Source organism: Duganella sp. SG902, from assembly GCF_013376005.1.
GTDB lineage: Bacteria > Pseudomonadota > Gammaproteobacteria > Burkholderiales > Burkholderiaceae_D > Rugamonas.
The window spans coordinates 340555-364269 of record NZ_JABMJK010000004.1 but is presented as its reverse complement, the minus strand read 5'-3'; the positions used below and the strand labels follow the sequence as shown (position 1 = coordinate 364269).

Genomic DNA, 23715 nt, shown 5'->3' with positions numbered 1-23715 from the left:
ACGCCGTTTTTTCGGCAAAAACCGCAGGAAGTGTTGTTTATTTCAATGTTGTTACAGACCGGGAATTGACCTCGCGCGGCCCCAAGTGGTCTGATGACTCGCCCTGAATAATTTCACTTATAGATTATTCATAGTGTAAGTTTCGATAATAAAGTAACAAGTGACACCCCCAAGGAGTTGATCAATGATGATGGAAACTGTTTTGTCGCGTTCGCTGCGCGTGATGTTCGCGGGCAGCGCCGCAATGATGCTGGCACAACCGGCATTCGCCCAAGACGCGCCGATCCAGCGCGTGGAAATTACCGGTTCGGCAATCAAGCGTATCGACGCTGAAACCGCCGTGCCGGTCACCGTGGTCAAGGTCGAAGACCTGAAGAAGGAAGGCATCACCACCATCGAGCAAGTGATGGCCAGCCTGAGCGTGTCGCAATCGCAGCAGGGCACCAGCCAGACCGTCGGTTCCGGCACCGGCGGCTCGTCGTTCGCCGACCTGCGCGGCATCGGCCAGAACAAGACCCTGGTGCTGCTGAACGGCCGCCGCCTGGCCAACAACGCCATCGACAGCTCGGCCCCCGACCTGAACATGATTCCTTTCGCCGCGCTGGAGCGCGTGGAAGTGCTGCGTGACGGCGCCTCCTCGCTGTACGGCTCGGACGCCGTCGGCGGCGTGATCAACTTCATCACCAAGAAGGACTTCCAGGGCGGCACCGTCACCCTCGGCGCCGACAGCCCGGAGAAGGAAGGCGGCGCGGCCAGCAACTTCAACGCCGGCTACGGCTGGGGCGACCTGGACAAGAACGGCTTCAACATCTTCGCCATGGTCGACCACCAGGAACAGGGCCGCGTCGGCGGCACCCAGCGCGACTACAACACCCGCTACGCCGGCGGCCTGTCGTCGTCGACCTATCCGGCCAACTGGGCGCAGGGCAACCTGTCGGGCAACCCGGCCGGTCCGGACTGCACCAACGGCGTGTTCCTGGTCAAGGGCAAGAACGGCCTGTGCCAGATGACCACCTCGTCCTTCGTGGACTACGTGCCGAAGAGCGAGCGCACCACCGGCCTGGTCAAGGGCACCTTCAAGATCAATGAAAACCACGAGCTGGGCATCGAACTGCTGTCGACCGAGAGCAAGGTCGAAACCCAGATCGCGCCGGTGCCATACGGCGGCCTGTACATCAACCGCCTGCGTCCGGACGGCACGCCGAACCCGTACTACCCGAGCGCCGCCGGCCTCGACCCGACCTACATGGACCTGGCCGGTTCGATCACCCCTGGCGTGCAGCCCGGCTTCGTGACCGCCCGCTGGCGCGACATGCCGAACGGCGCGCGCGCCGACGAGAACATCAACAAGCAGCAACGCCTGGTGGTGTCGCTCAAGGGCGTGGTGGCAGGCTGGGATTACGAGACCGCCGTCTCGTACAACGAAAACAAAGTCACCCAGAACCTGTACGGCTACAGCGATGGCAACATCATCACCAAGGGCGTGCTGGAAGGCGTGATCAACACCTTCGGCGAGCAGAGCGCCGCCGGCACCGCGCTGCTGAACAGCGCCGCCCTGAGCGGCAACGAGCGCAACTCGAAAGGCACCAACAAGTCGGCCGACCTGAAGCTGAGCCGTGAAGTCGGCGACTGGCTGAACACCGGCCACCAGGCCGCGCTGGCCGTCGGCGCGCAGTACGAGCACCAGGAATTCCACGACGCCGCCAACGCCGAGTTCGCCCAGAAAGTGGTGGCCTCGACCGGTATCGATCCCGGCCTGCTGCAGGAAGGCAGCCGCAACGTGTCGGCCTTCTATTCGGAGCTGAACGTGCCGGTGCTGAAGAACCTGGACATCACCGCCGCCTTCCGCTACGACAAGTACAGCGACTTCGGCCACACCACCAATCCGAAGTTCGCCTTCACCTTCCGTCCGGTGAAAGAGCTGCTGTTCCGCGGTTCGTACTCGAAGGGCTTCCGCGCGCCGTCGCTGTACGAGCTGCACTCGGCCAACTCGTACACCAACTCGGCCAACACCCTGGACGACCCGATCAACTGCCCGGGCGGCAACCCGATCCCCGGCAAGTCGGCCTCGGCCAACTGCTCGCAGCAGTTCCAGGTGCTGAACGGCGGCAACACCGCGCTGGCGCCTGAACGTTCGAAGAACGGCACCGTGGGCGTGATGTGGGAACCGGTCAACAACCTGTCGCTGAGCGCCGACTACTGGTCGATCCGCCTGACGCAGCAGATCGGCAGCCTGCAGGACTACGACGTGCTGGCCGATCCGGTGACCTTCGCCTCGTACTACCACCGCAACCCGTCGGGCGACCTGGCGATCGATGGTTCGCAATGCCCTAACCCGATCACCTGCGGCTACGTCGACCTGCGCACCCAGAACCTGGGCGATGTGAACACCAACGGTGTCGACCTGTCGGCGGCCTACAAGCTGCGCACCAAGAACTACGGCGCGTTCACCTTCAACTACAGTGGCACCTGGGTGCACAAGTACGAGTACCAGAACTTCGTCGGCGACACGATGCACCAGAAGGTCGGCGTGTACTCGGGCGACGGTCCTATCTTCCGCTGGCAGAACAACGTCAACGTGAACTGGACCCAGGGCAAGGTCGGCGCGGGCCTGGTGGCGCACTACAAGTCGGGTTATATCGACCAGGATCCAACCAACCGCGTGCCGTCGTACACCACCTGGGACGGCTACGGTTCGTGGAAGGCTTCGGAAGGCCTGACCCTGACCGCCGGCGTGCGTAACATCTTCGACCGCCAGCCACCGCTGTCGTACCAGACCGGCAACTTCCAGGCTGGCTACGATCCACGCTACACCGACCCGGTCGGCCGTACCCTGTACGTGCGTGGCACCTACAACTTCTAAGCAATCCAGAAGTTGATATGAAAATCCCGGCTTCGGCCGGGATTTTTTTTCGCTACAACCAACCGGCCTTCTTGAAGCGCCGGTGCAGATAGAGGCACACGCCCACCATCACGGCGATCGCCATCGGATAACCGTACTTCCAATCGAGCTCCGGCATGTATTTGAAATTCATGCCCCACAAGCCGGCGAACGCGGTCACGATGGCGAAGATCGCCGCCCACGCCGCCAACCGCTTATTCACCTCGCTCTCCTCGATCGCCACCATCGACAGGTTGACCTGGATCGCGGTCGCGATGGTGTCGCGGATGCCGTCGAGCGAACTGCTGATGCGGTGCAGGTGATCGTGCACGTCGCGGAAGTATTCCTGGGTTTCCTGGCACATCGACGGCACGCGGCCGCCATGCAGCCGGCCCACCGCCTCCATCAGCGGCCCCACCACGTGGCGCACCACCGTCACCTTGCCCTTGAGCTCATACAGGCGCTGGATGTTGTCGCGCTGCCGGCCCTGGGTGAAGATCAGCTCCTCGATCCGCTCCAGCTCGGACTCCAGCATGTCGAGCACCGGGAAGTAGCGGTCCACCACGGCGTCCATCAGCGCGTACAGCACGAACGCCGGGCCGAGCCGCAGCATGTGCGGCTCCTTCTCGGCACGCGCGCGCACGCCGAGGAAGCCCTGCTGGCTGCCGCCGTCGCGCGAGGACAGCACATAATTCTGGCCGACGAAAATATCGACCTCCCCCACCGCCACCTCGCCGTCGCGGCACTCGATGGTCTTCACCACCACGAACAGCGAATCGCCATATTCCTCGATCTTGGGACGCTGGTGGCCGCGGCTGGCGTCCTCCACCGCCAGTTCGTGCAGGCCGAATTCATGCTGCATCTCGACCAGTTCCTGCGGCTGGGCGTCGCGCAGCGCCACCCATACAAAAGTCTCCGGCTTCTCGACATACTCGCTGATGTCTTCGACCGGAATGTCGGCCAGTTTCTTGCCATCCTGATAGGCCACACAATTAATCAGCATACGGTTTCCATAAAAAAGCAAAGCCCTTGGCTTCGTCAGCCAAGAGCTTACCTCAAACCGATGTTGCGCCGGATTACGCCGCCGTCACATAGCGCGCGGCCGGCTTGTTGCGCGACAGGTTGCCGGCCATGGCGTGGCGCGCCTGTTCCATGCGATTGTAGTCATCGAGGTCCGGCAGCGACGGCACGGTCACCAACTCGCCCTGGTCGAAGCCGGCCAGCGCCGCGTCGACCAGGTCTTCCGGCGTCATCACCCACTCCGCCGGCAGGTTGTCGACCGCGTGGCCGGCGCGGTCCCAGAACGGCGTCGCGATCGCACCGGGCAGCACCGCCTGCACCTGCACGCCCTTGTCGCCCAGCTCGTGGTGCAGCGACTGGCTCAGCGCCAGCACATAGGCCTTGCTGCCGCCATACACGCCGTTCAGCAACTCCGGCTTGAGTGCGACGATGGACGAGATATTGATGATGGCGCCGGCGCCGCGCGCCACCATGCCCGGCGCGGCGGCGCGGGTCAGACGGGTCAGCGCGGTGACGTTCACATTGATCAGCGTGTCGAGTTCCTCCGGCGTCGAGTCGACCAGCGACTTGACGGCGCCCAGGCCGGCGTTATTCACCAGCATGGCGATGCCGCTGTCGCTGGCCAGGCGCTGCTCGACGCGGCGCAGGTCGGCCTGCACGCCGAGGTCGGCCGCGATGGTGTCGACCTTGCGGCCGCTCGAGGCCTCCAATCGGGCCGCCAGCGCGGACAGTTTGGCGGCGTCGCGCGCCACCAGGATCAGGTCGTAGCCGCGGCGGGCCAGCCGCTCGGCGTAAATAGCGCCAATGCCCGAGGATGCGCCGGTGATCAATGCGGTTTTCATGCTGTTTGCTCCTTGAAGTAAGTTGACAGGGGCCAGTGTAGCGGCGCAAACTAAGGCCCATGTGACGTAGATACCTCATTTCAGGCCATCATGAAAAAAACCATCGGTTTAATGCTCTTCCCCGGCTTCCAGATCGTCGACCTGGCGGCGGTGACCGTGTTCGAGGTCGCCAACGCCATCCCGGGCGGCCCGTACTACGAGATGACCATGCTGTCCGAGCACGGCGGCCCGGTGGCCAGCTCCGCCGGCGTGGCGGTGATGACGCAACCGTTCGGCGCGCCGGCGTTCGACACCATCATGGTGGCCGGCGCCATGGACGTGCTGCCGTCCACGCCGGCGTTCGTGGACTTCCTGCGCGACGCCAGCGGCGCGTCGCGCCGTACCGCCAGCATCTGCACCGGCGCCTTCCAGCTGGCCGAGGCCGGCTTGCTCGATGGCCGCCGCGTGACCACCCACTGGGCGCTGGCGCGCGAGCTGCAACGCCGCCACCCCAAGGCGCGGGTGGAGGAGGACCGCATTTTCATCGAGGATGGCCGTGTCTGGAGTTCAGCCGGCATGACCGCCTGCATCGACCTGGCGCTGGCCCTGGTGGAGGCCGACCATGGCATGGAGCTGGCGCGCGCGGTGGCGCGCAAGATGGTGGTGTATCACCGCCGCACGGGCGGCCAGTCGCAGTTCTCGGCCTTGCTGGAACTGGAGCCGAAATCGGACCGCATCCAGAACGCCCTCACCTACGCCAAGCGCAACCTGCGCAAGGCGCTGTCGGTGGACGAGTTGGCGGACGCCGCCAACCTGAGCCGGCGCCAGTTCACGCGTTCATTCCGGCTCGAGACCGGGCAATCGCCGGCGAAAGCGGTGGAAACCCTGCGCGTGGAAGCGGCTCGGGTGATGATCGAGGATGGCAACCACGCCATCGACGTGGTGGCCCGCGAAGTGGGCTTTGATGATCCGGAGCGCATGCGCCGCGCGTTCATTCGTGCTTACGGCGTGCCGCCGCAAGCGGTCAAGCGGGCGGCGCGCTCGGCGGCGGCGGCGTGAGCGCATAGCGCGCGGGCGGCAAGCCGACGTGCCGCGTGAACGCCACGCTGAAAGCGCTGGCCGAGCCGTAACCGACCCGCTCAGCCACTTCCGCGACGCTGTTTTGAAGACGCAGCAGACGCTTGGCCTGCGCCATGCGCCAGCACAGCAAATACTCCATCGGCGCCACCCCCACCGCGCGCCTGAAACGTTCAAAGAATGCCGAGCGCGACAGCGCCGCCTCTTTCGCCAGTTGCGCCACGGTCCATGGCGCGGCGACCGCTTCATGCATGCGGCGCAGCGCCTGTGCCAACCGTTCGTCGGCCAGCCCGCGCAACAGGCCCGGCGAAGCCGCCGTGACGGCGCTGGAGCGCAGCGCCTCGATCAGCAGCACTTCCAGCAGATGCGCGAGCACCACATCACGACCTGGCCGTTGCGCGCGCGATTCGCCGCCCACCAGTTGCACAATGGTGGACAGGCGTTGCTCGCCGCGTATGTGGATCAGTCGCGGCAGCAGCGACACCAGCAGCGCGGCATCGGGCGAATCAAACGCGCAATGGCCGACCAGCAGCATGGTCTGCGCCGGGCCTTCGGTATCGCCAAGGCGGAATTCGCCATGCGGCAAGCGCACGGGATCGGCGTCCAGCGCGTGCGGCGGCGGTGGCCGCACGCTGGTCATCGAAAAGTCGTGCGACTCGGGAATCAGCACGAAGTCACCTTGCCGCAGAGGCAGCGGCGCCTGGCCGTCGAGCGTCAGGATGCACTCGCCCTCCAGCAGCACGCAGTAAAACGGCTGGCCGGCATGCGAGCGGCGCACCCGCCACATGCCGGCCGCGCTGACGACTTTGGAGAACTGCGCACGCGGCTGCAACAGCGTGACGACTTCTGCGAGCGGATCAATCATGCCTGGACTCTTGCTAACGAAACGTGGACTTCTGATTATATTCAGTCTTGCGTCGGGCAGCTACAGTGGTGACACTTTCACTTTACTGGAGTTCGCATGAAAACCATTCTGATCACTGGCTGCTCGTCTGGCTTTGGCCTGGAAACCGCGCGTTATTTTCTGGAACGGGACTGGAACGTCATCGCCACCATGCGCACGCCGCGCGAGGACGCGCTGCCGCGCTCCGAACGATTGCGCGTGCTGCCGCTGGATGTGAACGACGCTGACAGCATCCGCCGCCTGATCGAGGCGGCCGGGCCGATCGATGTGTTGGTCAACAACGCCGGCATCGGCATGCTGGGTGCGCTGGAAGACGCCAGCATGACGACCGTGCGCGAAGTGTTTGAAACCAATACGCTGGGCACCATCGCGATGACGCAGGCGGTGCTGCCGCAATTCCGCGAGCGCCGCGCGGGCGTGGTGATCAACGTGACATCCAGCGTGACCTTGAAGCCGCTGCCGCTGCTGTCGGTGTACACCGCCAGCAAGGCGGCGGTGAACGCGTTCACGGAGTCGCTGGCGCTGGAACTGAAGCATTTCAACATCCGCGCGCATCTGGTGCTGCCAGGCCGCGCGCCGGCCACCAGCTTTGGCGCCAACGCGCAGCAGCGCATGCATTTGTCGGAGGCTTACCGCGCGTTGACCGAAAGCGTGTTCGCGGGATGGGCGCGGTCGACGGCGGAAGTGACGACGGCGCTGGACGTGGCGCAAGCGGTGTGGCAAGCGGCGACGGACAGCAACGCGCCACAGCGCATCGCCGCCGGCGCCGACGCCGTGGCGCTGGCCTGACGTCGTTCCGGCGCGGGCGGGAACGACGCCTGGCCTAGTCGTCCTTGGCGCCGTCGATGCCGAGTTCGGCGATCTTGCGGGTGATGGTGTTGCGGCCGATGCCGAGGCGCACCGCCGCGTCGTTCTTGCGGCCATGCGTGTGCTTGAGCGCGGTGCGGATCAGGGCCGATTCGAACTGCCGCCCCAGCACCGCCATCACTTCCTGCTGACCACCGCTGAGCATGCTGGCGGCCTGGGTTTCCAGCAACGCCAGCCACGCGTCCGGCCCGCCTGAGCCATGCATGCCGGGCTCAGGCACGGCCACCGCGGTGACCGTGCCGTGATGCTGCACGCTGTAGCTCTCCGCCGGCGCGATCGACGCCGCCGGCGCCGACGACGAACCAGCGGCCGCGCCGGCGCCCTGCTCCTGCGACAGTTCCAGCGGCAGATCCTTGATCTCCACCGTCTGGCCCGGCGCCATCACGGTGATCCAGTTGCACAGGTTTTCCAGCTGGCGCACATTGCCGGGCAACTCCAGGCCGCACAGGAATTGCAGCGCGGCGTCGCTCATGCGCTTGGCCTCCACGCCCAGCTGCTTGGCGCTTTGCACCAGGAAGTGGCGCACCAAAATAGGGATGTCCTCGCGCCGCTCCCTCAAACTGGGCAAACGCAGGCGTATCACGTTCAGGCGGTGGAACAAGTCCTCGCGGAACAGGCCGTCGCGCACGCGCTGCTCCAGATTTTGGTGCGTGGCCGTGATCACGCGCACGTTGGCCTTCAGCGGCTGATGGCCGCCGACGCGGTAGAAGTGGCCGTCCGACAGCACGCGCAGCAGGCGCGTCTGCAAATCGAAGGGCATGTCGCCGATCTCGTCGAGGAACAGCGTGCCGTTCTCGGCCTGCTCGAAGCGGCCGCGGCGCGTGGTCTGGGCGCCGGTGAAGGCGCCGCGCTCGTGGCCGAACAGTTCGGATTCCAGCAAGTCTTTCGGGATGGCCGCCGTGTTCAGCGCGATGAAGGGCTGCGCCGCGCGCGGCGAGTGCTTGTGCAGCGCGCGCGCCACCAGTTCCTTGCCCGAACCGGACTCGCCGGTGATCAGCACCGTCACGTTCGATTGCGACAGGCGGCCGATGGCGCGGAACACCTCCTGCATGGCCGGCGCCTGGCCGAGGATTTCCGGCGTCTCGGTCGGCCCCGATTCGACGCTGGTCTCGCGCAGGCTTTCATCGAGCGCGCGCCGGATCAGCTCGACGGCCTTGTCGATGTCGAACGGCTTGGCCAGGTATTCAAAGGCGCCGCCCTGGAACGCCGCCACGGCCGAATCGAGGTCGGAGAAGGCGGTGATGATGATGACCGGCAGGCCGGGCAGGCGCGACTTCACCAGCTGCAGCAGGTCGAGGCCGGAGTCGCCCGGCATGCGGATGTCGGACACCAGCACCTGCGGCGTCTCGTACTCCAGCGCGGCGATGGCGTCGCGCGCGTTGGCAAAACTCTTGGTCGCCAGGTTTTCCCTGGCCAATGCTTTTTCCAGTACCCAGCGGATCGATTCGTCGTCGTCTACTATCCAGATTGGCTTCATTATTTATGTGCATTCCTATGGCAACGGCAACAGGATACGGAAATCCGTAAATCCAGGCCGGCTCTCGCACTCGATCACACCCATATGCTGTTGCACGAAGGTCTGCGCCAGGGTCAAGCCCAGGCCACTGCCCCCCTCCCTGCCCGATACCAGCGGGTAGAAGATGCGGTCGCGGATCTGCGGTGCGATACCCGGTCCATTGTCAATGATATGCAAGTCTAATGCCAGCCCGTAGCGGACCTTGGCCAGCGTGACCTGGCGCGCCACCCGCGTCTTGAAAACAATCTGCGCGGCGCCGGCCTCGATCTGCGCCGACAGCGCCTGCGCGGCGTTGTGCGCGATGTTGAGCACGGTCTGAATCAATTGCTCCTTGTCGCCGCGGAACTCCGGTATCGAGGCGTCGTAGTCGCGCAGGATGGTCAGGCCGGACGGGAACTCGGCCAGCATCAGGCTGCGCACGCGCTCCAGCACCTCGTGGATGTTGACGTCGCCGACGATGTGCGGCCGGCGGTGCGGCGCCAGCAGCCGGTCCACCAGCGTTTGCAGGCGGTCCGCCTCCTTGATGATGACCTGGGTGTATTCGCGCAGCTGCACCGCGTGCGCGCCCGGCAGCTCCATCTCCAGCAACTGCGCGGCGCCGCGGATGCCGCCCAGCGGGTTCTTGATCTCGTGCGCGAGGTTGCGGATCAGTTCCTTGTTGACCTGGCTCTGGTCGAGGATGCGCTCCTCGCGGTCCAGCTTGAGGTGCTGCTGGTTCTCGCGCAGCTCGATCAGCACCCCGCCGGCGGGCTCCTCCACCGCCGACACGATGCTGTGCACGTGCAGCGGCTCGCGGCCGGCGCGTTCCAGCGTCAGGTCCTGGCGCAGGTCGGAAAACTTGTGCTCGCGCGCCTGCGCGCAGATGTTCTCCAGTTCGTCGGAATAGAGGAATTGCGCGCTCAGGGTCTGGCGCGACAGCGCCTTGAGCGAGCTTTCCAGCAGGTTCTCGGCGGCGGCGTTGGCGTAGGCGATGCGGCCCTCGCCGTCCAGCAGCACCACGGCGGAGGCCAGCAGCTCCAGCCCGGCCAGCGCGGGCGGGCGGTGGATGGCGGCCGCCGCGCGGGCGGCGATGTTACTGACTATGCTCATCGGATATTCGCGATCTCACGTTTCAAGGCGTCGACATTTTTCTCCGAGCGGCTGATGCTGTCGCGCATGGCGGCCACCCGTTCCTGATACTTGGCGTAGTTGCGTTCGTCGCCGCGCCGTTCCGGCTCGCCGTTGTTGAACTCGCGGCGCAAGGTGGCCAGCTTCTGCAACTCGTTCTTCAGTTCCTCTTCGAGGATGCCGCGGCGGTCATCGTCGCGCGCGCGCTGCTCGGCGCTGTCGACGCGCGGGAAACCGCCCGGCGTCGCCACCGGCGCCGGCTGCGCGTTGCGCGGCGATGGCGCCACGCGGCGCGGCGGCGCCGGCACCGTCATCCCCGGCAGGTCCATCGGCTTGCAATAGCTGCCGCGGTTGATGTCGGTGAACTCCACGCTGCCGCCGGGCGGCTGGCACTTGTAAATCTGCCCGTGCGCGGCGCCGGCCGAGGCCAGCAGCGCCAGCAACATGCTCAGTTTGCAACTCGTTGTCATTCGTAATCCGTGGGTGGAAAGCATCCATCCCGAATATACCATCCAAATAAAAACGCGGGGAAAGCACAGCCTGCCCCGCGTTTCTTGCTACATCACCGGAAGGTGATTACAGCGAGTAGTACATGTCGAACTCAGCAGGGTGAGTGGTCATGCGCATACGTTGTACGTCTTGCATCTTCAGTTCGATGTAGGCATCGATCATGGAGTCGGTGAACACACCGCCACGGGTCAGGAACTCGCGGTCCTTGTTCAGGTTGTCCAGAGCCTCTTCCAGCGAAGCGCACACGGTCGGGATCAGTGCATCTTCTTCCGGCGGCAGGTGGTACAGGTCTTTCGACGCCGCTTCGCCCGGGTGGATCTTGTTCTGGATACCGTCCAGGCCGGCCATCAGCAGCGCGGCGAAGCACAGGTACACGTTGGCCAGTGGGTCTGGGAAGCGGGTTTCGATACGGCGGCCTTTTGGATTGGCCACGTGTGGAATACGGATCGAAGCCGAACGGTTTTTCGCCGAGTACGCCAGTTTCACTGGGGCCTCGAAGCCTGGCACCAGACGTTTGTACGAGTTGGTGCCCGGGTTGGTGATCGCGTTCAGCGCCTTGGCGTGCTTGATGATACCGCCGATGTAGTACAGCGCGGTTTCCGACAGGCCGGCATAGCCGTCGCCGGCGAACAGGTTCTGGCCATCTTTCCAGATCGACTGGTGCACGTGCATGCCCGAACCGTTGTCGCCAACGATAGGTTTCGGCATGAAGGTGGCGGTCTTGCCGTAGCTATGGGCCACGTTGTGCACCACGTATTTCAGGTTCTGGGTCCAGTCGGCGCGCTCGACCAGGGTCGAGAACTTGGTGCCGATTTCGTTCTGGCCGGCGCCAGCCACTTCGTGGTGGTGCACTTCAACCGGGATGCCCAGCGATTCGAGGATCAGGCACATTTCCGAACGCATGTCCTGGAAGCTGTCCACTGGAGGCACTGGGAAGTAGCCGCCCTTGACGGTTGGACGGTGGCCGCTGTTGCCGCCTTCGATTTCCTTGTCGGTCGACCACGAGGCTTCGTCGGAGTCCACTTTGACGAAGCAGCCGGACATGTCGATCTTCCAGCGCACGCTGTCGAAGATGAAGAATTCTGGTTCCGGGCCGAAGTAGGCGGTGTCGCCGATGCCCGACGATTTCAGGTAGGCTTCAGCGCGCTTGGCGATGGAGCGTGGGTCGCGGTCGTAGCCTTTGCCGTCAGCAGGCTCGATCACGTCGCACTGCATGAACAGGGTGGTCTCTTCCATGAACGGGTCGATGCGCGCGGTGTTTGGATCCGGCAGCAGAATCATGTCCGATGCTTCAATACCTTTCCAGCCGGCGATCGAGGAACCGTCAAAAGCGTGACCCGATTCGAACTTGTCGATGTCGAAGGCCGACACAGGCACGGTCACGTGCTGTTCTTTGCCACGGGTGTCAGCGAAACGGAAATCAACGAATTTGACTTCGTTTTCCTGGACCATTTTCAAAACTTCTGCGGCCGTAATTGCCATGCGTATCTCCTAAAGGGAATATGTGGAACTCGTGATGCCTATCTAAGCAGTATCCGTGCCAGCCCGAAAACTCATATCAATATGTGGGTAGCGTCTTTGAATCCGCAGGTAAATTGTTTTTAAAATTCACCAGTGTGTATCAAGTGCCCAAATTTACAGCAGATCAATGTCGCACCCGTTTGGTGCATATCCCGCATTTTGCACCTTATGAGTGCATTCTAGGATTTTTTCTGAAAAGCGCATGGTTTTGGTGCATCGGTGTCGCGGACTCGCGCGGACGCCATATAATAAACTCAAACTTATTCCGGGAACACCTTATGAGCAAAATAGATGAAATTCTGGCGCGCGCCCGCAGCCGCAGCAAGGACTGGGCGTACCAGGGCGCGGTGACGCCGGCCGAGGCGTACGAGTTGCTGAGCCTGGAAAACGCGGTCAAGCTGGTCGACGTGCGCACCAATGCCGAGCGTGACTGGGTGGGCCGGGTGGCCATTCCGGAGGCCCAACATGGTGCGGTGCAATGGAACGTGTATCCCGGCGGCGTCGCTAACCACGAATTTATCGAGCAATTGAACTCGGTGGCGCGCAAGGACCAGGTGATTTTGTTCCTGTGCCGCTCCGGCGTGCGCTCGCGTGGTGCGGCCACGCTGGCCAGCGAGCATGGTTATCAGCACTGCTATGACATCCTGGAAGGTTTCGAGGGCGACAAGGACGAGCACGGGCACCGCAAGAACGTCAACGGCTGGTGCCATGCCGGCCTGCCGTGGATCGGCGCTTGAGACTTCGGGGTCAGTGCCGCTGAGTTAAGCCTTTTTGACCGCAAACCGATGCGCCGTCATTCCCGCGCAGGCGGGAATCCATAGGGCGCGTGGTCATCAGTTCAGCATGGATTCCCGCCTACGCGGGAATGACGGATCTTATAGTGACCCAGAAGTTTAGATGGGCGCGGCTTCGGTCGTTGTCGCCTCGCCCATCAGAAACTGGATGCGCTTGCGCACGAACTGGATGTGGCTGCGCAAGCCGTACAGGCCATCCGCGAACGATAGCGGGATCGACACCTGGTTCACCAGCTCCTCGATCTCGTTGAGGCGCTTGAGCTGCTCCTCGTACACCTGCATGCGCGTCGCTTCCGGCGCCTCCTCCACCTTTTGCTCCACCGCCCGCAGCTGGCCATACCAGCGGTACACGCGCGAGCGGATGCGCCACACGTACAGCGGCGGGATCACCTTGGACAGCGGCAGGATCAGCGCTCCCAGCGCCACCACCACCACCCACATGCGGTCGAAGAAATTGGCCAGCCAGAAGGTCATGTAGCGCTGCAGGAACGGCGGGCCGCTCTTGTAGAACTTGGCCGCCTCCGGATCCACCGGAATCTCGGTGTACTTGGCGGACGGGAACTGGCCCTGCTGTTGGAACCAGCCGGCGCCGCTGTGGATGCCGGCCGCCGCCTGCACGAACAAGTCCACCAGCGCCGGATGCAAATCCTCGCGCCCCACCAGGGTGGCGGTCGGCGCGATCAGGTTGTAATCCTCGGCCGGCAGGTTGCGGCCCAGGTCGACGATCCCCTGCGGCAGCACCACGTGGGTCAGGAACGGCAGCTTGCGCGAATACGCTTCAGCCTGATTGAAGTCGAACAGCTTGATGCCCGGCGTTTGCAGCAGCATCTGGATCAGCGGCGCTTCCGGCGCCGAGGTGAACACCAGACCGTCGATGCGGCCTTCCAGCAACTCCACCGTGGCGGGCGTATTGGCCAGCGAAAAGCGCTCAACTTCGCCCTTCTCCACGCCGTTCAATTCCAGGATCTGGCGGAACAGGCGCGGCGAGCCGGCGCCCTTGGGGCCGTAGTTGATCTTCTTGCCGCGCAGTTGTGTCAATTGCGTGATCGGCGGCTTGCCCTTCTCTTCGCGCAGAAACAGCCACAGCGGCTCGACGAACAGGCTGCCCAGCGAGGACAGGCCTTCGCGCTCGGCCGCCTCCTCGTTGGTGGAACCGCTCTGCACGAAGGCGATATCGACCTTGCCCTCCTTCAGGTTGCGCAGGTTTTCGCTGGAGCCGGCCGACGGCACCATGGTCACCTTGACGCCGTGCTTGGCCAGCGCGGCCGCGTACTTCTTGCCGAAATCTTCGTAGGCCGAGTTTTCCTGGCCGGTGCCGAGACGCACCGTGCGCGGCGGCGCCGGGTCCACCAGCCAGTAGGCCAGCAGGCAGACGCCGACGATGGTCAGCAAAGTGGGCGCGGAGGCAACGATCAGGTCACGAATCGAGAATTGCGTGAACTTGAGTATCTTGGACATGTGGTGGCGCATAGGTTTCATGGGCTCACACATTGCCAACAAAACAGCAACTATGCAAGAGGAACCGTCACTCCCGCGCAGGCGGGAGTCCACGCGTTGCCCGCGTCCCATGGGCACCCGCCTGCGCGGGTGCGACGATTATCCGCCGCAGGCCCTCAGCGGCGGCTTCGCCACCTCCGGGACGGCGCCACCGGTGCGCATCACCACTGGCGGCGTGGCGCCCGGCTTGGGCGCCGCGTGCGGCTCGATCAGCGGCATCAGGCTAGGCGCCAGCACCACCAGCAGCTGCACCGGCAGCGCGCTGGTGAAGTCGTAGTGCTTGGATTCCGGCCCGTGCACATAGGCCGTCATCGAGCCAAAGAAGCGCTCGCCGATGTTGAATACGAACGTGGCCGAGCGGTTCACATAGCGCGACTCGATCAGCCGGCCGCCACCGCCATACACATCGAAGCGCTGGTCGCCGGTGCCGGTCTTGCCGCCCACCGGGATGATGGAGCCGTCGGCCGCCACGAACGCCGCCTTGACCCGCTTGGCCGTGCCGTCCGACACCACGCCGCGGATCGCGTCGGCCACCACGCGCGCCACTTCCGGCGACAGCACCTGCTCGTTGGTGGTCGGCGGCGCCTTGGTCACCAGCGTTTCATACGGCGTGCCCTTGGCGAAGTGCAGCGAGGTCACGCGCTGCGAACCCTTGCGCACGCCGCCGTTGACGATGATGCCCATCATCTCCGCCAGCGCCGCCGGCCGGTCGGCCGAGGCGCCCAGCGTGGTCGCGTACGACGGCACCAGCGAGTCGAACGGATAGCCCATCTTCTTCCACTGCTTGTGGATCTCCATGAAGCCTTCCATCTCCAGCAGGCCGGCGATGCGCTTGTCCTGCGCGTGCTTGCGGTGGGTCTTGAACAGCCACTGATACACCTCCTGGCGCTCCTTCTCGCTGGCGCTGATCATTTCCGACAGCGTCGCGCCCGGATGCACGCGCTGGTAGGCCGCCATCCACAGCTCCAGCGGGTGCACGCTGGCCAGGTAGCCGCGGTCGGCCAGCGACCAGTTCTCCATCGCGTACTGCTCGTACAGCTTGGCCGCGCGCTCGTCCGACACCTCGTTCTGCGACGGCAGATTGTCCTTCAGGAAGGCCGAGAACTGCTCCAGCGTGGCCTTCGGATACAGCGTGCGGTGGATCACCGCCAGCCGCACCGGCGTGCTGCGGATGTTCGCCAGCAGGATCTTGTCGAACTCCTCCTTCGGCTTACCCTTGTACTTGGCATAGAAGCGCACCATGAACTCCTTGCCTTCCTTGTCGGCAAAGCGCGCCAGGTAGCCGGCGCGGCGCGGATCGTCGGCGTCGGCCAGCAGCGAGGCGGACGAGCCCGGCGATTGGAACATGTAGAACTTGGCCACGTCGCGCATCAGGCGCACGAACACCAGGTTGGTGGAGCGGCGCAGCGCTTCGGTCACGGTCAGGATCTTGCCGTTGTCTTCCTTGGAGAAGTTGCCGAAGTAATGCAGGCCGCCGCCGGTGAAGAAGCCCTCGCCCGGATTGCCGGAATACTTGCGCTCCATGGCGGCGTTCAGCATCGGCGTCAGCGCCCGCTTGTCCGGATCGACCGGCAGCGCCTTGAAATACTCGATCGCCCACTGCGACAGCCGGTCCTGCGGATCGACCTTGACCTGCGCCAGCGCCGCCGCGTCCATGCCGCTGTATTTCTTGTGCAGCTGGTCGATGATGTCGAGATAGGTGATCAGCGTGCGCAGCTTGGCGGTCGAGCCGAGGTCGAGCTTGGCGCCCTCGTTGATGTCGAGCGGCTGGTCGTAGTTGTCGGTCTGCAGGCGCAGCAGGTTGTTCTGCTCGCCCTTCTCCAGCAAGGTGAAGCTGTACACCACCTTGGACGGATCGCCATTGCCCAGCATGCCCTTGCCGGTCAGGCCCGCCGCGGCGGCCTTTTCCGGATCGTGCAGGTCTTGCAGCACCTGCGTGACGGCGAACTGCGCCTGCGCATCCAGCGTGCTGACCACGCTCAGGTCCAGGCGGTCCAGGTTGTACATGCGGTTGTCGCCCAGCAGGTTGGCCAGGTGGTTGCGGATGGCGTTGGTGGCCTTGCGGCTGACGAAGGTCTGCGGCGGCGCCGACTGCAGGCCGTTGCCGGTGGCCGGATGCAGCACCTGCTTCAGGGCCATGTCGCGCATGGCCGGCGTGATGGCGCCGTCGTTGGCCAGGATGCGCAGATGGCTGTTGGCCAGCACTTCCAGATCGGCCGCGCCGTCGCCCAGGTAGTAGCTGGGACGGCGCTGCGCGATCATCAGGCTCAGCGCTTCCTTGAAGATCAGCGCGGTCTCGGCATCCGGGTTGTCCAGCTTGCCAGTGAGGCGCTTGTTGACGTCATCGAACTGGCGGCCGTACCACACCCACATGCCGTCGCCGATGCCGTTCACCTCGCCGTAGCCGGGCTTGGCCGACAGCGGCACCGTGTTCAGGTATTCCAGCACGATGCGGCGGCGCGCCTTGGTGGTGTCCGGGCCATCCTGATAGGAACGCAGGCTGGCCGACACCATTTGCTGCAGCTTGTCGGTCATCGAGCCGGTGCGGCCTTCCGGCGAATGGCGATACTTCTCGATCTGCGTGGCCAGCGTGCTGCCGCCGGCCGCGCGGTGGCCGCCGGCCACGGCGCTCACGCTTTTCTCCAGCACCGCCTTGCCCAGCCGGTCCCACTCCACGGCCGGATTGCGCTTCGGATAGGTGTTATCGAGCAGCTCGCGGTTCTCGATGAACAGCAGGCTGTTGACCAGCGCCATCGGCGCCTGCTCGAACCTGGCGTAGACGCGCTCCGGGTAGCTGGCGGCGAACAATTCCTGCGCGCGGCAATCGAGGATCGTCAGGCCGGTCTTGGTCTTCTCGCGGTAGGTGGCGAACACCCCCATGTCGGCCAGCTCGGCCATCTTGGGCGAGATGCGCGCCTGCGCCGCCACCTGATAATCGCGCGCGCGCAGCTTGCCCAGATAATCCGGCAGGCTGGCGTAGCCGAGCCGCTCGTCATACGGGCTGTCATGCGGGAAGCGGATCGACTTGCTCGGCCCCGGCTCCACCTTGTAGGTCATCTTGCTGGCCAGGTCGCTGAACACGCGCGCCTGCATGGACGAGGTCAGCGTTTCACGATAGCCCCAGTAGGCGGCGAACGACACGCCGATCAGCAGCACCAGCAGGAAGGCGTTGCGCGAGCGCTTGCTTTTTCTCGGCGTGCCGCCGTCGTCCGGCGGCAACGGCGGGTCCATCTGCGCCTGCGCCAGATGGGCTTCGTTTTGTTCGGGGGTAGGAGGCGGCACCACGCTGAGATGGCGCTTGCGGCGGGAACCAAATGCCGCCGCGCCTGCACGCAATTTGCGCACTGCGCGGACAACGAGACGGGGCCGGCGGAAACGACGATTGCTTAACATATGATTCAGACCGGTCGATGTTTCAGTAGAACTTACTAGCTTCCATTGCACCACATCACAGCGCCGCCAACCGGAGCGAACGCACAATAATTTTATCGCGCCGTTCTTTTTTCGCAAAAAAACAACGGCGTTCTACCGTAAGGTGGAACGCCGCCGGACTTGGGGGATTACCGCGCGCACTATATGTTGCTGAACTCTACATTTAGCTTGCGCAGCTCGTCGCACAATTGGATGAAGGCGGTGGCGGTCTGCACCGGCTCGCCCTTCACGCCCAGCTCGATGTGGCGGCGCGTGTTGGCATCACCCACGCTGGGCAGGCTGAACACTTTGACGCGCGGGTACTGCTGTTCGATCGCCACCATCAGCGGCGTCAGCGCCGACTCGGCGGCCTCGTACACCAGCACCGACTGCTCCATGCGCGGCTCGCGGTTGAACAGGTCGGCGTAGTGATGGTCCAGCACCCATTCCAGCATCGGCCACGCCATCACCGGGAAGCCGGGCACGAAGTAGTGCTTGTGCAGCGCGAAGCCGGCGATGTTGTTGTACGGGTTGGGGATCAGCGCCGCGCCCTCCGCGAACTCGGCCATCTTCAGGCGGTGCAGGTTCTCGGCCGAATTCAGGTCGGCGGTCTGGCCCGCCTCCTGCGCCATTTGCACGATGCGCTGCTGGATGTTGCGCTTGCCCTGCTCGTGCAGCACCAGCGGCAGGCCCAGCGCGTCGGCCGCGGCCTGGCGCGTGTGGTCGTCCGGCGTGGCGCCGATGCCGCCGCAGCAGAACACGATGTCGTCGCTGGCGAAAGTGCGCCTGAGGGTGGCGGTGATGCGCTGCGGGTCGTCCGGCAGGATCTCGGCCCAGCCCAGCTGCAGGCCGCGCGCGGCCAGCATTTGCACCACCTTGGGGAAGTGCTGGTCGACGCGGCGGCCGGAGAGGATTTCGTCGCCAATAATGATGAGTCCGATTGCCATGCCTACTCCTTGGAAATGACTTCTTGCGCGCGCAACTGCGCCAGCGCCTCCATGCAATAGTACGCGAACCACAGGCCGGTGAAGATAAATACCAGCACGTACAGCCAGATCGACACCGCCGCCAGGAACGGGAACAGCACCACCGCCGTCACCCCGCCCAGCCAGATCGCGCCCGGCAGCGCGCCGGCAGCGCCCGAGACCACGCCGATGATCAGCAGGCGCCAGCGGTGCTCGCGCAGGATCTGGCGCCGCTCCTCGCCGCTGGCGTAGTCGGCCAGCGTGTCGTACACCATCACGCGCGTGGTCAGCCAGCCCCACAGCAGCGCCTGCACCAGCACCGCCAGCGGCGGGAAGACGTACAGCGGCAGCGTCAGGATCCACAGGCCCATGAAGATCAGCATGCCGCCCAGCGCCACGCCGACGCTGCCGAGGATGGAGCCGCCCTTGCGCTGCTCCAGTTGCGGAAAATGACGCAGGCCGACGTGGCGGCCGATCACCGGCATCGCCACCACGCCGATGAAGATCAGCGCGGTCAGTATCATCAGCGGCAGCAGGCCCAGCATGGCGATCAGCGGCACCACCACCGCCGTCAGCGTGCCGAGGCCGACGCTGCGCAGCCAGCTGGTGCTGGTGGCGAACAGATTGTGTTCGGAGAACAGCGCGTGCAGCCCGTCGACCAGCGGCTGCAGGTAGAAATACAGCAGCACCGCCCAGACGCCCAGCGCCAGCAGGAACGGCGCGATACTCATCAACAGCATCTTGCCGTGCCATTGCGACAGGAAAGCGCGACTCCACGCGCGCAATACACCCACCATCAGACCACCTCCTTGCGTGCATATTCCACCAAGCGTTTCAAGCCCAGCCATTGCTGCGCCCAGAAGCCGCGCCCGTACTGGCGGCCGGGCGCGCCGTCCGCGCCCGGCAACTGGTCGCGGATACCCGTGGCGGCGAATTCCGGCGTGAAGTTCGCCGTGCGGAACAGGATATCCCACACCGGCAGCAGCACGGCGAAATTGCAGCCGCCCAGCTTGCCATCGCGGTTTTCGTGGCCAGCGCCGATGGCGTGGTGCATGCGATGGTAGCGCGGCGACACCAGCAGGCGCTCGCCCAGCCAGCCGAAGTGCACCCGCACGTTGGCGTGCTGCAGGCTTTGCAGGATGCGCGACACCGACACCAGCAGCACGTACTGCGCCGGCTCGACGCCGATGCCCAGCGCGATCACGCCCATGTAGATGTCGCGCAGCAGGTCATCCAGCAGGTGGTTGCGGTTGTCGCTCCACAGGTTCATGTTCTGCTGGCTGTGGTGCAGGCCGTGCAGCGCCCACCACCAGTTGAACTGGTGCGAGGCGCGGTGATACCAGTAATCGAAGAAATCCAGCACCACGAAGTAGACGAAGAACGCCGCCAGCGGGCCGATGCCTGGCCACAGCGATTCGAGATTGAACGGATGGAAGCCGTCAAAGCGCAATGCGGCGGCCACGCTGTCCAGCAGCGGATCGAGGGTGAAGAAGATCAGCACCGGGAAAATGCCCACGCGGTGCAGCACGGTGTACAGGAAGTCGTTCCAGCGCGCGCGCGGGTCGGTGATGCGCTGCGCAGGGATCAGGGCCTCCAGCGGACGCAGCACCAGGAACAGCAGCGCCAGCTCCAGCACGCCGATCAGCAGCCATTCCGTGCCTTCAAACGCATCTTCCACGAATTCGCCAAAGCCGAGCTGGAACACCAGCGGCTGGACCACGGTTTCAAACAGCCAGCCCTGGGCCAGGCCCAGCCAGTCGGAAAGGGTGTCGATCATTTTTTGTAGTCCGGGTGCTCGCGCAAGGTGGCGAAGCACATGTTTTTCTGTTCAAGCCCGCTGATCAGCGGCTCCAGGTTGGCCGGCGCCCACGCGTCCTTGCGCGACCAGATGCCCATGTGGATCAGCACGATGTCGCCGCCGCGCAGGTCGCGCAGCATCTTCTTCAGCAGCACCTCGTTGGGATAGGCGGCGCTGGACAGCTCGTCGCCGGAGAAGCCGGCCGGCGACCAGCCCGCGTGCGCGTAGCCGCAGGCCTTGCCCATCTCCAGCAGGCGCGGCGAGGTGCGCCCGGCCGGCGCGCGCCACAGCGGGTCGAGGTGCTTGCCGGTCAGTTCGACGAAGCGCTGGTCGACCCGCCGGATTTGTTCGCAGTATTGTTTCGATGTCAGGCTGATCTGCCTGCCGGCGTGGTCGCCAAAACCGGGCTTGACCACCACCGTGCCGTCGGCGCCATCCCTGGCGTACACCACGTGGTCGAAGGTGTGCGCGCCGATGGCGTGGCCCTCCGCCACGCGCACCTTCCAGTAGGCCGCCCACGAGGGGTCGAGCGAGTAGTCGCCGCGCACGGTCTTCTCGTTGGCCAGGAAGAAGGTGGCCTTGATCTGGTGGCGCTTCAGCGTATCGGCGATGAGCTCGGCCTGCGACTGGCTGCCGGTGTCGAAGGTCAGGTAGATGGTGCCCTTGCACGACGACGGCCCGGCGGCGGACACGGCGCCGGCCGCCAGCGCCAACAAGGTCAGGGCGGCGGCGGCTTTCATCAGCGCTGGGCGGAGTTAAAGAGGAACACGCCGTGCGGCGAGCGTCCCACCGGGATGGTCTTGACCACCTTGCGCGCCTTGAGGTCGATCACCGCCACCTTCTTGATCCAGCGCAGCGTGACCCACATGGTCTTGCCATCGTCCGTCACCTCCATGCAGTCGGGGCCGCCTGGCACGTTGATCTGGCCGACGTTTTCCAATGTTTTCTGGTCGATGATGTTAATCGAATTGGAAACCCGGTTGGACACATAGGTGTAGCGCCCGTCGCCGGCCGAGCGGAAGTTGTGCGCGCCCATGCCGGTCTTGATGCGCTTGACGGTCTTCTGCGCCTTCCAGTCGATCACCTCGACGTAATCGCTGCCCATGATGCCGACCAACAGATACTTGTCGTCCGGCGTCATGGCGATCCCCGCCGGCAGCTTGCCGACCGGGATGGTCCACTTCAGGGTTTGCGTGTTCAGGTCGATGGCGCTGACCTCGTCGCTGCCCTGCTGGGTGATGAACACCATGTTGCTGGCGGCGTTGAAGGCCATGTGGCTGGGCAGCTTGGGCAGCGGGATGCGCTTGGCCAGCGTCATGTTGGCGCCGTCGTATTTGTACAGATCGACGCGGTCGAGCCGCAGCGAGTTCGAGACAAACCACTTCTGGTCCGGCGAAAAGCCGATCTGGTAAGGGTCGAGGATGTTCTTGACGGTGCGCTGCGGCTGGCCGGTTTTCGGGTCGAGGAAGATCAGCTCATTGCCCACCGAGCTGGCGACGATCAGCGACTTGTTGTCCGGCGTGGCCATCAGGTGGTGCGGCTCCTTGCCGACCGGGAGGGTGGACAAGTCCTTGTACGTCGCCTGGTCCAGCAGCTGCACGGTGGCGTCGCGCGAATTCAGGACCACCACCACATTCGCCTGCGCGACCGGCACAGCCAGCACAACGCAGGAAAGGACGATACGACGGAAACTACGGAGCATGAAGAACATCGCTTAAGGGGTAAAACCTTATTCTACGTGCAAACCTGTGCCCCTGCTACAATTCGGGCCTGTGTTTAACGAATAGAAGGAATCATCATGTCCACCATCACCACCCCATCGGGCCTGCAGTATATCGAACTGGCCGTGGGCGAAGGCGCCGAAGCCAAGGCCGGCCAGAACGTCACCGTGCACTACACCGGCTGGCTGCAAAACGACGACGGCAGCAAGGGCCCGAAATTCGATTCGAGCAAGGACCGCAACGATCCGTTTGAATTCGCGCTGGGCGCCGGCATGGTGATCCGTGGCTGGGACGAAGGCGTGCAAGGCATGAAAGTGGGCGGCACCCGCCAGCTGATCATCCCGTCCGACCTGGGCTACGGCTCGCGCGGCGCCGGCGGCGTGATTCCGCCCAACGCCACCCTGATCTTCGACGTCGAACTGCTGGCGGTCTAACCATCATTCCGGCGAAAGCCGGAATCCATAGAACGCCGGCGGCGCAGCGCGCTCAGAATGGGCCGCGGCGGCGAACCATCCGCCGGCGCCGGCGCAGCAGGCTAGCGCTGCCAGTTCCTGCGCAGCGCCTCCAATTCCGCTCGCGTGTCGAGCATGCCGCCGACGATGCGCTGGTCGATCGCCTCCAGCAGCGCCGTCGGCATCTCGGTCCCCGCCATCCGGTAATTGCCCATCGCGGGCAACGGCCGCGCGTTCTGCACCAGCACCGGTATGCGCCACTCCTCGTTGGCGCGGCAGGCGATCCCCAACAGATCCTGCGTCCCGCCCACCAGCGTGAAGCTGCGGCAGTACGTGCCCTCGTTGGATAAAAAGCTCAGGCCGACCCGCACGTCGCCCTCGGACGGCGCGGCGCCGCCCAGCTGCTGGCTGAGCGCCGCCGCCAGCCGTCCCTGCGCCAGCAGCAGGCCATTGCGGTTGGCCACCTCGGTCGGCGCCGACGCCGGCTCGCCCAGCCAGTTGGGCTGCCAGCGCGCCAGCCCGAACTTGCCGGCCGCCAGCCCCAACACCATCACCAGCGCCAGCGCGCTCCACTCCAGCCAGCCCCAGTGCCGGCGCGCCGCCTTGCGCGCGGCCTGCTGCGTGGCCAAGCGCTGCGCCCGCACGGCCGCCAGCTGCACCACATTGGCGCCATGGCCGGCGCGATTTTGCCGGTTCAGATAAACATCCTCATCGCGCGCCGCGCGCAAGCGCGCCACCCGGTGCGCCAGGCCGCGGTCCAGACGCATGGCGGCCTCGACCTCGAGACGCGTCGCCTCGTCGAGTTCGCCATCGGCATATGCCATCAGTGTTTCGTCTGAAAAGCTCATGGTTC

Annotated in this window: 20 protein-coding genes; 5 read left to right on the top strand and 15 right to left on the bottom strand. The window is 64.7% G+C overall.

Going from position 1 to position 23715, the window contains the following annotated elements:
- Positions 1-184 precede the first annotated feature (184 nt).
- Positions 185-2863 carry a TonB-dependent receptor gene (locus tag FHW83_RS11025; protein ID WP_176646400.1) on the top strand — a complete coding sequence of 893 codons (2679 nt, stop codon included), beginning with the start codon at positions 185-187 and terminating at the stop codon, positions 2861-2863.
- 52 nt (positions 2864-2915) lie between these two features.
- Here the strand turns inward: FHW83_RS11025 and corA are convergent, their stop codons facing one another.
- Together corA and FHW83_RS11015 are read right to left on the bottom strand one after the other, a co-directional pair.
- Positions 2916-3884: a magnesium/cobalt transporter CorA gene (gene corA, locus FHW83_RS11020; protein WP_176646399.1), complete on the bottom strand. Its 969-nt coding sequence runs from the start codon at positions 3882-3884 to the stop codon at positions 2916-2918.
- A gap of 73 nt (positions 3885-3957) precedes the next feature.
- Positions 3958-4743, bottom strand: coding sequence for an SDR family oxidoreductase (locus tag FHW83_RS11015; RefSeq protein WP_176646398.1), 786 nt, complete (start codon positions 4741-4743; stop codon positions 3958-3960).
- Between the two features lie 90 nt (positions 4744-4833).
- Here FHW83_RS11015 and FHW83_RS11010 point away from each other — a divergent pair, with 90 nt between their 5' ends.
- The gene (locus FHW83_RS11010) at positions 4834-5781 is read left to right on the top strand and encodes a GlxA family transcriptional regulator (RefSeq protein WP_176646397.1); all 948 of its coding nucleotides are present in this window, start codon (positions 4834-4836) and stop codon (positions 5779-5781) included.
- Here FHW83_RS11010 and FHW83_RS11005 read toward each other — a convergent pair.
- Positions 5747-6664 (bottom strand): AraC family transcriptional regulator, encoded by a 918-nt coding sequence (locus FHW83_RS11005; protein ID WP_176646396.1) that lies wholly within the window; start codon positions 6662-6664, stop codon positions 5747-5749. The two genes, FHW83_RS11010 and FHW83_RS11005, sit on opposite strands and share 35 nt — an antisense overlap.
- A 96-nt stretch (positions 6665-6760) precedes the next feature.
- Between FHW83_RS11005 and FHW83_RS11000 the strand changes: the two genes are divergently transcribed.
- On the top strand, positions 6761-7492 hold the full coding sequence (locus FHW83_RS11000; protein ID WP_176646395.1) for an SDR family oxidoreductase: 732 nt from the start codon (positions 6761-6763) through the stop codon (positions 7490-7492).
- A 34-nt stretch (positions 7493-7526) separates the two neighbouring features.
- Here FHW83_RS11000 and ntrC read toward each other — a convergent pair whose 3' ends face one another.
- From ntrC to glnA, 4 genes are all read right to left on the bottom strand, one after another.
- Complete coding sequence (gene ntrC / locus FHW83_RS10995) at positions 7527-9047, bottom strand: nitrogen regulation protein NR(I) (protein WP_176646394.1); 1521 nt, start codon at positions 9045-9047, stop codon at positions 7527-7529.
- A 15-nt stretch (positions 9048-9062) separates the two neighbouring features.
- Positions 9063-10175 carry a nitrogen regulation protein NR(II) gene (glnL, locus tag FHW83_RS10990; protein ID WP_176646393.1) on the bottom strand — a complete coding sequence of 371 codons (1113 nt, stop codon included), beginning with the start codon at positions 10173-10175 and terminating at the stop codon, positions 9063-9065.
- Positions 10172-10663: a DUF4124 domain-containing protein gene (locus FHW83_RS10985; protein ID WP_176646392.1), complete on the bottom strand. Its 492-nt coding sequence runs from the start codon at positions 10661-10663 to the stop codon at positions 10172-10174. Before FHW83_RS10985 ends, glnL begins: the two co-directional genes overlap by 4 nt.
- A 106-nt stretch (positions 10664-10769) precedes the next feature.
- On the bottom strand, positions 10770-12185 hold the full coding sequence (gene glnA, locus FHW83_RS10980; protein WP_176646391.1) for a type I glutamate--ammonia ligase: 1416 nt from the start codon (positions 12183-12185) through the stop codon (positions 10770-10772).
- Between the two features lie 317 nt (positions 12186-12502).
- Here glnA and FHW83_RS10975 point away from each other — a divergent pair, with 317 nt between their 5' ends.
- Positions 12503-12961: a rhodanese-like domain-containing protein gene (locus FHW83_RS10975; protein WP_176646390.1), complete on the top strand. Its 459-nt coding sequence runs from the start codon at positions 12503-12505 to the stop codon at positions 12959-12961.
- A gap of 156 nt (positions 12962-13117) precedes the next feature.
- Here FHW83_RS10975 and FHW83_RS10970 read toward each other — a convergent pair whose 3' ends face one another.
- The 7 genes from FHW83_RS10970 to FHW83_RS10940 form a co-directional block, all read right to left on the bottom strand.
- A complete protein-coding gene (locus FHW83_RS10970; protein WP_176646389.1) occupies positions 13118-14476 on the bottom strand; it encodes a TAXI family TRAP transporter solute-binding subunit in 1359 nt (452 codons plus the stop codon).
- A 138-nt stretch (positions 14477-14614) separates the two neighbouring features.
- Positions 14615-17746, bottom strand: coding sequence for a transglycosylase domain-containing protein (locus FHW83_RS10965; protein WP_176646601.1), 3132 nt, complete (start codon positions 17744-17746; stop codon positions 14615-14617).
- 341 nt (positions 17747-18087) lie between these two features.
- Positions 18088-18873, bottom strand: coding sequence for a molybdopterin-binding protein (locus FHW83_RS10960; protein ID WP_176646388.1), 786 nt, complete (start codon positions 18871-18873; stop codon positions 18088-18090).
- Positions 18874-18875: 2 nt separating this feature from the next.
- Positions 18876-19688: an EI24 domain-containing protein gene (locus FHW83_RS10955; protein WP_176646387.1), complete on the bottom strand. Its 813-nt coding sequence runs from the start codon at positions 19686-19688 to the stop codon at positions 18876-18878.
- A complete protein-coding gene (locus FHW83_RS10950) occupies positions 19688-20668 on the bottom strand; it encodes a sterol desaturase family protein (RefSeq protein ID WP_176646386.1) in 981 nt (326 codons plus the stop codon). Before FHW83_RS10950 ends, FHW83_RS10955 begins: the two co-directional genes overlap by 1 nt.
- Complete coding sequence (locus FHW83_RS10945) at positions 20665-21429, bottom strand: polysaccharide deacetylase family protein (RefSeq protein ID WP_176646385.1); 765 nt, start codon at positions 21427-21429, stop codon at positions 20665-20667. The genes FHW83_RS10950 and FHW83_RS10945 overlap by 4 nt, the downstream gene beginning before the upstream one ends.
- The gene (locus FHW83_RS10940; protein WP_176646384.1) at positions 21429-22391 is read right to left on the bottom strand and encodes a cytochrome D1 domain-containing protein; all 963 of its coding nucleotides are present in this window, start codon (positions 22389-22391) and stop codon (positions 21429-21431) included. Before FHW83_RS10940 ends, FHW83_RS10945 begins: the two co-directional genes overlap by 1 nt.
- 96 nt (positions 22392-22487) lie before the next feature.
- Between FHW83_RS10940 and FHW83_RS10935 the strand changes: the two genes are divergently transcribed.
- Positions 22488-22844, top strand: coding sequence for an FKBP-type peptidyl-prolyl cis-trans isomerase (locus tag FHW83_RS10935; protein WP_176646383.1), 357 nt, complete (start codon positions 22488-22490; stop codon positions 22842-22844).
- A gap of 101 nt (positions 22845-22945) precedes the next feature.
- Here FHW83_RS10935 and FHW83_RS10930 read toward each other — a convergent pair whose 3' ends face one another.
- Positions 22946-23710: an anti-sigma factor gene (locus tag FHW83_RS10930; protein ID WP_176646382.1), complete on the bottom strand. Its 765-nt coding sequence runs from the start codon at positions 23708-23710 to the stop codon at positions 22946-22948.
- Positions 23711-23715: the final 5 nt, after the last annotated feature.

What these genes read in the sequence shown, in the direction of transcription:
- FHW83_RS11025 (WP_176646400.1), top strand. Translation starts at nt 185, where the DNA reads ATGATGATGGAAACTGTTTTGTCGCGTTCGCTGCGCGTGATGTTCGCG.
- corA (WP_176646399.1), bottom strand. Translation starts at nt 3,884, where the DNA reads ATGCTGATTAATTGTGTGGCCTATCAGGATGGCAAGAAACTGGCCGAC.
- FHW83_RS11015 (WP_176646398.1), bottom strand. Translation starts at nt 4,743, where the DNA reads ATGAAAACCGCATTGATCACCGGCGCATCCTCGGGCATTGGCGCTATT.
- FHW83_RS11010 (WP_176646397.1), top strand. Translation starts at nt 4,834, where the DNA reads ATGAAAAAAACCATCGGTTTAATGCTCTTCCCCGGCTTCCAGATCGTC.
- FHW83_RS11005 (WP_176646396.1), bottom strand. Translation starts at nt 6,664, where the DNA reads ATGATTGATCCGCTCGCAGAAGTCGTCACGCTGTTGCAGCCGCGTGCG.
- FHW83_RS11000 (WP_176646395.1), top strand. Translation starts at nt 6,761, where the DNA reads ATGAAAACCATTCTGATCACTGGCTGCTCGTCTGGCTTTGGCCTGGAA.
- ntrC (WP_176646394.1), bottom strand. Translation starts at nt 9,047, where the DNA reads ATGAAGCCAATCTGGATAGTAGACGACGACGAATCGATCCGCTGGGTA.
- glnL (WP_176646393.1), bottom strand. Translation starts at nt 10,175, where the DNA reads ATGAGCATAGTCAGTAACATCGCCGCCCGCGCGGCGGCCGCCATCCAC.
- FHW83_RS10985 (WP_176646392.1), bottom strand. Translation starts at nt 10,663, where the DNA reads ATGACAACGAGTTGCAAACTGAGCATGTTGCTGGCGCTGCTGGCCTCG.
- glnA (WP_176646391.1), bottom strand. Translation starts at nt 12,185, where the DNA reads ATGGCAATTACGGCCGCAGAAGTTTTGAAAATGGTCCAGGAAAACGAA.
- FHW83_RS10975 (WP_176646390.1), top strand. Translation starts at nt 12,503, where the DNA reads ATGAGCAAAATAGATGAAATTCTGGCGCGCGCCCGCAGCCGCAGCAAG.
- FHW83_RS10970 (WP_176646389.1), bottom strand. Translation starts at nt 14,476, where the DNA reads ATGTCCAAGATACTCAAGTTCACGCAATTCTCGATTCGTGACCTGATC.
- FHW83_RS10965 (WP_176646601.1), bottom strand. Translation starts at nt 17,746, where the DNA reads ATGGACCCGCCGTTGCCGCCGGACGACGGCGGCACGCCGAGAAAAAGC.
- FHW83_RS10960 (WP_176646388.1), bottom strand. Translation starts at nt 18,873, where the DNA reads ATGGCAATCGGACTCATCATTATTGGCGACGAAATCCTCTCCGGCCGC.
- FHW83_RS10955 (WP_176646387.1), bottom strand. Translation starts at nt 19,688, where the DNA reads ATGGTGGGTGTATTGCGCGCGTGGAGTCGCGCTTTCCTGTCGCAATGG.
- FHW83_RS10950 (WP_176646386.1), bottom strand. Translation starts at nt 20,668, where the DNA reads ATGATCGACACCCTTTCCGACTGGCTGGGCCTGGCCCAGGGCTGGCTG.
- FHW83_RS10945 (WP_176646385.1), bottom strand. Translation starts at nt 21,429, where the DNA reads ATGAAAGCCGCCGCCGCCCTGACCTTGTTGGCGCTGGCGGCCGGCGCC.
- FHW83_RS10940 (WP_176646384.1), bottom strand. Translation starts at nt 22,391, where the DNA reads ATGCTCCGTAGTTTCCGTCGTATCGTCCTTTCCTGCGTTGTGCTGGCT.
- FHW83_RS10935 (WP_176646383.1), top strand. Translation starts at nt 22,488, where the DNA reads ATGTCCACCATCACCACCCCATCGGGCCTGCAGTATATCGAACTGGCC.
- FHW83_RS10930 (WP_176646382.1), bottom strand. Translation starts at nt 23,710, where the DNA reads ATGAGCTTTTCAGACGAAACACTGATGGCATATGCCGATGGCGAACTC.